The sequence below is a fragment of the Sphaerotilus sp. genome (genome assembly GCF_041083715.1).
Taxonomy (GTDB): Bacteria; Pseudomonadota; Gammaproteobacteria; order Burkholderiales; family Burkholderiaceae_C; genus Sphaerotilus.
The window spans coordinates 1-5,691 of the sequence record NZ_JBFPGY010000340.1 but is presented as its reverse complement, the minus strand read 5'-3'; the positions used below and the strand labels follow the sequence as shown (position 1 = coordinate 5,691).

The following is a 5,691-nucleotide window of genomic DNA, read 5'->3' as shown; positions in this document are numbered from 1 at the left end:
CCAGGTGCGCGATGCCCCCGCTCGTCGGGCCCACGTGCCCGATCTTGACCACTTCCTGCGCGCTGGCCTGGCTGGCTGCTGCAAAGGCAATTGCTGCGATGACGACGTTGAGCTTGTGATTCATGGAATGGAACTCCAGTTTCTGGAACAAGGTGAATGACCCGCCGACGACAGGCTTGAACAACACAGCCGTGGAACTTACCCCAAAACAGCGGGCACCTCCAGCGGGCCACGCTTCGAATCGGGAAAGCCCTCAGATAACGCTTGATGCGCGCACTGGGTGGACAGCGCCGACCGATCGGGCCAGCGGTCAAGCGTTCAGCGGACGCGAGACCGCGCCAGTTCCTGGGCCACGGCCTGACGCACGAAGTCGGCCAGTCCAGACAAGAACTCGGCCCGCACCTCCCGGACCAGACCGTCCGCAAGCTGCGCCAGCAGGGGGGCCATGCGCTCGCGCAGCCTGGCTTCGAGCAGCACGTCCGCTCTGGCCTGCATGTCGTCCAGGATCTGCAGCGCCAAGCGCTCCTCATCGACAGTGGGCTCCACAGGAACCACCGGCACCTCCAGGGTGACAGCCAGTTCGGAAGGTCGAACCACCTCGGTCAAGGTCGGTACATCGCCCGGTGGAGACCGCAACGATGCGTTCATCCACCCACCTCGTGGCGTTCGATCGCGCAGCCTTCGGCGCTGTACTGGCGCCAGCGGCCGCGGGCGCCATCCCGGTCGAAGTCATCACGTCCGACCACTTCGATGACACGTGCGTACTGCGTGTAGGACTGTGGCACCTCTCGCCCGAGGTTGACCAGCACGTCGTGCCCGAACCGGGCACTGTGGCCGATCGTCAGCAGCACCGGCGTGGCTTGCAGGCGCGCGGGCAGGTCATCCGCGGCAGGTCCTCGCCAGTGGGGAATGAACTCCAGTGCCTCGAAGGTCCAGAGCAACCGATCGAGTTCGGCCAGTTGCGCCGACTCGCCAGTGACCACCACGCGGGCACCGGCCCGGTAGGCCTTGCGCAGAAGCCGGCAGGTGTAGGCCCGCCGGTCCGGCACGTTGAAGTGAAAGGCGACCGCCGTCATGCCGACCGATCAGCCCGCCTGACCCAGGAGGTAGTGCGTCAGCAGCGGCACAGGGCGACCCGTGCCCCCCTTGGCGGCACCAGACCGGAACGCCACACCGGCGACATCCAGATGTGCCCAGCGGTAGGCACCAGTGAAACGCTGCAGGAACTTCGCCGCCGTGATCGCGCCACCAGCGCGCGCGCCGATGTTCGGAATGTCGGCGAAGTGGCTCTTGAGGCCCTCGTCGTATTCCTCGTCCAGAGGCATGCGCCAGGCCGTGTCGTGCGACGCGGCACCCGCCTGCAGCAGGGCATCGGCCAAGGTGTCATCCGGACTGAAGAGGCCAGCGTGCTGGAAGCCCAGGCCGATGATGATCGCGCCGGTCAGCGTGGCGATGTCGATCACGGCCGCCGGCTTGAAGCGCTCGGCGTAGGTCAGCGCGTCGCACAGGATCAGGCGCCCTTCCGCATCGGTGTTGAGGATCTCGATGGTCTTGCCGGACATGGAGGTCACGACGTCCCCGGGCTTGATCGCACGGCCATCGGGCATGTTCTCGCAGGTCGGGATCAGGCCGACCAGGTTGATCTTCGGCTTGAGTTCGGCGATGGCACGGAAGGTGCCCAGCACGCTGGCCGCACCGCCCATGTCGAACTTCATCTCGTCCATCTCGGCGGACGGCTTGATGGAAATGCCCCCCGTGTCGAAGGTGATGCCCTTGCCGACCAGCACGGTCGGTGCGTCCTTCTTGCCCGCGCCCTGGTAGCGCAGCACGATGAAGCGCGGCGGCTCTTCGGAACCCTGCGCGACGGCCAGGAAGGCGCCCATGCCGAGCTTCTCGATGTCCTTGCGGTCCAGCACCTCGACCTTGAGGCCCTGCTCCTTGGCCAGTTCACGGGCGTGGTCGGCAAGCATCGACGGCGTGCAATGGTTGCCGGGGCGGTTGGCGACTTCGCGGGCCAGCGTGCTGCCGGCCGCGATGGCACGACCGCGTGCCAGACCAGCGTCCACGTCCGCCTGGGCCGCCTCGCCGCAGACGAGGTCCAGCCGCAGCCACTTCGGCGCTTCGGCGGCGCTCGGCTTGGTGTGGCGGTAGACATAGACTGCATCCTGCGCAACGCACACCGCGGCTTCGGCCATCGCCGCAGCCGGCTCGCCAGCACCGGCCCAGACCAGCGCGGCACGCTCGGCACCGCTGCCCTTCAGGTGACCGAAGGCGGCGCCCAGCGCCTTGCGCCAGGCCTTGCCACCGCCATCGGCCGTGACGGCGATGACCAGGCGTGGCGCCTTGAGCCCGGCAGGCCGGTGGATGTAGAGGGTGCGACCGGCCTTGAGGGCCAGATCGCCCTGCGCCACCGCATCGTCGATCAGCTTCCTGATCGCCGCGGGCAGACGCCAGGTGCCGGCCTCGGGTGGCACGATGACCACCAGTGCGTCGGTGACCAGCTTCGAATAATCCTGCGTTGCCGCCGTGAGTGTTTGAACGTCCATAATTCCGCGCTGCTCCTAGACTTTCAGATGTTATTCGATTCCACCCTGCGCAAAGAGTTGTCCCGCAGCTTCGGCGGCACCCTTGTGGTCATCCTGACCATCGTGCTGACGATGATGCTGATCCGCGTGCTCGGCATGGCCGCCGGAGGGGAAGTCTCGCCGCAGGACGTCGTGCTGCTGCTGGGCTACACCGCACTGGGGCATCTGCCGACGATGCTGAGCCTGTCGCTGTTCATCTCGGTGGTGTCCACGCTCACGCGGCTCTACCGGGACAGCGAGATGGCGGTCTGGTTCAGCAGCGGCCTGTCGCTGAAGCGCTTCGTGCCGCCGGTGCTGCGCTTTGCGGCACCGGTGCTGGTGGCGGTCACGGCGCTGATGCTGGTCGTGTGGCCCTGGTCGAACCGCAACACCGTCGATCTGCGGGCACGCTACGAGCAGCGCTCCGACCTCTCGCGGGTGGCCCCGGGCCAGTTCCAGTTGTCGGGCGACGGCAGCCGGGTGTTCTTCCTCGACAAGCAGACCTCGGGCAGCGCCGTCGGGCACCACATCTTCATCCTCGACCAGCGCGAAGGCCGGGAGTCGGTCACCACGGCGCAGGCCGGCCGCATCGAGCCCAGCGGCGACAGCGGTCGGCGGCTGGTGCTGAACAACGGCGCCCGCACCGATCTGAACCTCACCGGCGGCACGCGCACGATCTCGCGCTTCGACCAGTACGAGGTGCGCATCGGCGAGAAGGCCATGTCGCAGTTGCAGGAACGCCCGCCCAAGGCGCTCGACACCCTGGATCTGGTCCGCGCGCCCGGACTGCGGGCACAGGGTGAGCTGGTCTGGCGGGCCGGCATGGTGCTGGCGGCCTTCAACCTGCTGCTCTGGGGCATCGGATTGGCGTCGGGAGGCCCGCGGGGCGGCAACAACTGGGTCCTGCTGGTGGCGCTGCTGGGCTTTGTCGTGTATTTCAACCTGATCAACCTCAGCCAGGCCTGGGTCGGCACGGGCAAGTTCGGTGCGGCCGGAGCGCTCGCGGGCCTGCACGGCGGCCTGCTGCTGGGCGCGCTCGGCCTGCTGCGCTGGCGCATGCGCTGACCCGGAAACCGCCCATGCGCACCATCCGCCGCCTCCTGTACCGCGAGATCCTCGGCGCCACCGCCTTCGTGATGCTCGCCTTCCTCGGCCTGTTCCTGTTCATCGATCTGGTCAGCGAACTCGACAACGTGGGCAAGGCGGGCTACACGCTCGCCCAGGCCCTGCTGGTCTGCACGCTGCAGGTGCCGGGCCATGTCTATGAACTCGCACCCATCGGCGTGCTGATCGGCGCCATCTATGCGCTGGCGCGGCTGGCGCAGTCGAGCGAGTTCACCATCCTGCGCACCGGCGGACTCGGCCCCGGTCTGGCGCTGAAGCTGCTGGCCCAGCTCGGCCTCGCGATGGCCGCCGTCACCTTCCTCGTCGGCGACTTCGTGGCACCGTGGTGCGACACGCAGGCGACCGTGCTGGAGTCGATCCGTACGGGCCGCCTCGACACCGAGCGCGGTGGCGTCTGGCTGCGCGACAGCCGGGTCGCCGAAGACGGCGAACACCGCTACACCCTCAACGTGGGCGTCGCGCGCGACAACGGCGCTGTCGAGAAGATCCGGATCTTCGAATTCGGCCCCAGAGGCGAATTGCGCACCCGCACCACGGCGGCGCGCGCCACCATCGGCACCGACGGGGTGTGGCTGCTCGACGATGTGCGCATCTCGCAGTGGTCCGCCGACAGCACGCCCTCGCTCGCGCCAGACCAGTCGCTCGGCCACCTGCGCTGGCCGTCCGGTCTGACGCGGCAGGTGGTGGCCTCGGCCGTGCTGCCACTGCACACCATGTCCACCATGGCGCTCTACACCTACATGACCCACCTGGCCGAGAACGACCAGTCGGCCCAGCGCTACGAGATCAAGTTCTGGAAGAAGGCCCTCTATCCGCTGGCCTGCCTCGTGATGATGGCGCTGGCGCTGCCCTTCGCCTATCTGCACGCCCGCTCCGGCGGCATCTCGCTCAAGGTCTTCGGCGGCATCCTGCTGGGCATCAGCTTCGTGCTGCTCAACAATGTCACCGGCCACCTCGGGCTGCTCCACCAGTGGACACCGTGGCTGGCCGCCAGTCTCCCCAGCGCCCTGTACCTGCTGATGTCGCTCGGCGCCTTCAGCTGGCTGGTGCGCTACCGCTGAACCAGGATTCCCCATGCACGGCATTCTTCTCTTCGCCCACGGGGCACGCGACCCCGCCTGGGCCACACCGTTCCAGACGATCGCCACGCACATGCGCCGGGAGTCTGGCGGCCGGCCGGTCGCCCTCGCCTTCCTGGAGCTGATGACCCCCGGGCTGGCCGCTGGCGTGGCCGAGCTGGTGGCACAGGGCTGCACCACGGTCACCGTGGTGCCGCTGTTCCTCGGCGCAGGCGGCCATGTGCGCCGGGACCTGCCCCTGCTGCTGGACAGCGCCCGCGCGCACTTCCCCGGCGTGGAGATCGCCACGACGGCCGCCATCGGTGAACTGGACGCCGTGACGCTGGCCATCGCACGCGCCGCACTGTCGCTGTTGCCGGCGTCATCGGCATGAACCTGCACCAGTTCCGCTTCGTGCAGGAAGCGGCGCGCCGCAACCTCAACCTCACCGAGACCGCCAAGGCGCTGCACACCTCGCAACCTGGCATCTCCAAGGCCATCCTGGAGCTGGAAGAGGAACTCGGTGTCGACATCTTCGCGCGCCACGGCAAGCGCCTGCGCCGTGTCACCGAACCCGGCCGGCAGGTGCTGACCTCGATCGAGATCATCATGCGCGAGGTGGCCAATCTGAAGCGCATCGGCGAGGACTACTCGCGCCAGGAAGCCGGCACGCTGTCCATCGCTGCGACCCATACCCAGGCCCGCTATGTGCTGCCGACGCCAGTCGCCGCGCTGCGCACGCGCTACCCGAAGGTGAACATCAGCCTGCACCAGGGCACGCCCGAGCAGGTCGCGCAGATGATCCTCGACGACTCGGCCGAGATCGGCATGGCCACCGAGCGCCTGACGCAGTACGACGAACTCGTCACCCTGCCGTGCTACGAGTGGCGCCACGTCGTGGTCGTGCCGGTCGCCCATCCGCTGGCGCGCATCGAGCGGCTGAC

General features: G+C 68.1%; 7 protein-coding genes. 4 read left to right on the top strand and 3 right to left on the bottom strand.

Annotated features, from left to right (window positions below):
* Window positions 1-318: 318 nt before the first annotated feature.
* The 3 genes from AB3X43_RS16100 to AB3X43_RS16090 are packed head-to-tail and all read right to left on the bottom strand — an operon-like array spanning window position 319 to window position 2,546.
* Entirely contained in the window at window positions 319-648 is a 330-nt protein-coding gene (locus tag AB3X43_RS16100; protein ID WP_369430878.1) for a hypothetical protein, read from the bottom strand.
* On the bottom strand, window positions 645-1,076 hold the full coding sequence (locus AB3X43_RS16095; protein ID WP_369430877.1) for a DNA polymerase III subunit chi: 432 nt from the start codon (window positions 1,074-1,076) through the stop codon (window positions 645-647). Before AB3X43_RS16095 ends, AB3X43_RS16100 begins: the two co-directional genes overlap by 4 nt.
* A gap of 9 nt (window positions 1,077-1,085) precedes the next feature.
* Window positions 1,086-2,546: a leucyl aminopeptidase gene (locus AB3X43_RS16090; RefSeq protein ID WP_369430876.1), complete on the bottom strand. Its 1,461-nt coding sequence runs from the start codon at window positions 2,544-2,546 to the stop codon at window positions 1,086-1,088.
* A 27-nt stretch (window positions 2,547-2,573) separates the two neighbouring features.
* Here AB3X43_RS16090 and lptF point away from each other — a divergent pair, with 27 nt between their 5' ends.
* The 4 genes from lptF to AB3X43_RS16070 form a co-directional block, all read left to right on the top strand.
* Window positions 2,574-3,629, top strand: a complete 1,056-nt coding sequence (gene lptF, locus AB3X43_RS16085) for an LPS export ABC transporter permease LptF (RefSeq protein WP_369430875.1) — start codon at window positions 2,574-2,576, stop codon at window positions 3,627-3,629.
* Window positions 3,630-3,643: 14 nt separating this feature from the next.
* Complete coding sequence (lptG, locus tag AB3X43_RS16080; RefSeq protein WP_369430874.1) at window positions 3,644-4,750, top strand: LPS export ABC transporter permease LptG; 1,107 nt, start codon at window positions 3,644-3,646, stop codon at window positions 4,748-4,750.
* 13 nt (window positions 4,751-4,763) lie between these two features.
* Window positions 4,764-5,141 (top strand): sirohydrochlorin chelatase, encoded by a 378-nt coding sequence (locus AB3X43_RS16075; RefSeq protein ID WP_369430873.1) that lies wholly within the window; start codon window positions 4,764-4,766, stop codon window positions 5,139-5,141.
* Window positions 5,138-5,691 (top strand): LysR substrate-binding domain-containing protein (locus tag AB3X43_RS16070; protein ID WP_369430872.1); only part of this gene is annotated, 554 nt, incomplete at its 3' end. The genes AB3X43_RS16075 and AB3X43_RS16070, both read left to right, overlap by 4 nt.